The organism is uncultured Amaricoccus sp. (assembly GCF_937858865.1).
Classification (GTDB): domain Bacteria; phylum Pseudomonadota; class Alphaproteobacteria; order Rhodobacterales; family Rhodobacteraceae; genus Amaricoccus.
Genome location: NZ_CALLYO010000008.1, coordinates 1 through 1,657, shown reverse-complemented (window position 1 = coordinate 1,657; position 1,657 = coordinate 1). Strand labels below are relative to the sequence as shown.

1 protein-coding gene is annotated in these 1,657 nt (G+C 70.5%); it reads right to left on the bottom strand.

Translation table 11 applies throughout. The features are described 5' to 3' along the window. On the bottom strand, positions 1-1,539 hold a 1,539-nt coding region (locus Q0112_RS00115; protein ID WP_297970029.1), incomplete at its 3' end, for a hypothetical protein. Positions 1,540-1,657 lie beyond the last annotated feature (118 nt).

The window sequence follows — 1,657 nt, the reverse complement described above, 5'->3', positions numbered from 1 at the left end:
CGCAGAGGCATAGCGCTCACCGACGCGCGTGAGCGCCCAGATCAGCACGTAGCTGAAATAGGGACGGCCACGGGCCCCCCAGTTGCGCCGCAGGTGCCAGTCGACCCTCCTCGCCAGCTTGTTGAGCCGCGGCCGTCGGCTGACGCTCCGCGACAGTCCGCTGTCCACGCGGCCGAGGCCGACGTCGGCCGCGTAGCGGATCATGCCGAACATGCTCTCCTGCGCCCGGCGCAGCGGTCGCGCCCGGCGCGCGACGAACGCCTCCATGTCCCGGCGGGACGCCGCGGTCATCTGGCGCTCGCCGTGAAACAGCTCGATGTTGACCGCATTCTTGTCCCTGCCGAACAGCTCCCGGGGAACCCCGGCCTCCTCCAGCAGGCGCCGCGGGATCGGCCGGTCATAGCTCCCGCCGATCCCGAACGGCCGCATCTCCTCGGAACGCGAGATCTCCCGGATGTCGCTGTGGCGCGTGGCGCCGACGAAGACCAGCGGCACGGTGACGAAGTCGGTCCGCAGCCGGAACTCGTGCAGCCCCATCCCGCTCGAGTCCTTGCGCTTGATCGAGTCGTTCGGCGCAAGGTCCGCGTCCCACAACCCGTCGCCGTGGTGCCCGGTCAGGAAGAGCGTCCCCGGCAGCAGGTCCGCGAAGGCGGAGAACACGCTGTCGCCGGGGTCGAAGGAGGCGATGAAATCCGCCTCCGGGAAGCGATCGTCGCCACCCCCGATCCGGCGGTCGCGCTCGACGCAGCGAAGCCCGAGCGCCTCGGCCACCGCGAGGCCGGAGTCGTCCGTGCCGAACTTGCCGGTCCGCAGCGTGACGGCGGTATCGCAGCCGGCCGCCGCGGCGAGAACCGCGCCGGCGGAGGAATCGTAGCCGCTCGATATGCTGGTCACCATCCGGTAGCTCCGCCTGCGGCCCGCCGCGGCGGCATTGTCGCGCATGCCGCGGAGCACCCCGGACACATAGTCGCGGTAGGCCGGATAGTCGCCGAACCGCGGCGGCAGCGGCTTGTCGGCCCTGTCGATCTCCGTCGCGCCGAAGCGGAAGTTGCAGTAGGCGAAGCGGAAGATCTCCTCGCCGCCCTTGCGGTAGATCAGCGGGTCGTAGGCCTTCAGCCCCTGCACGATGGTCAGGGCCTTCGGGTAGATGCGGACCTCGGGGTCGAGCTCTATCCCCGCGTACCTGACCAGGAATGCGAGCGAATTTGAGACGATCCTCCGGCCGCCGTTCCGGTAGGCATAGAGCGCCTCCAGCGTATGGGCCGCGGCGCAGAAGAGGACGTCGTCGCCCTCGACGACGAAGCCGGAGCCGAAGAGATGCCTCGCCTCGGCGATGCTCGATGTGGCGAAGTCCCCCTCCCAGCACCCCTCGCTGACCTCGAGGCGGCCCGGCAGCTCTCGGACGTCGACGCCGCGCCCGGCCAGGATCCGGCGCGCCCCGGAGAGATCGACGAGCCACGCCAGCGGCGGGATCCCGGTCAGGACCTCGACCATCGGCTGCGGGGCGCCGTCGCGCCCGTCGTGCGATCCGTCAGACATTGCTGCTTCCTCCTTCCGACCCGCCACCCGCGGTGGCCGGGCGTCACTCGTCAGGTGCGGACGGTCCCGTCCCCTTCCACCAGGTACTTGAAGCTCGTGAGCTGCTCCGCCCCCACCG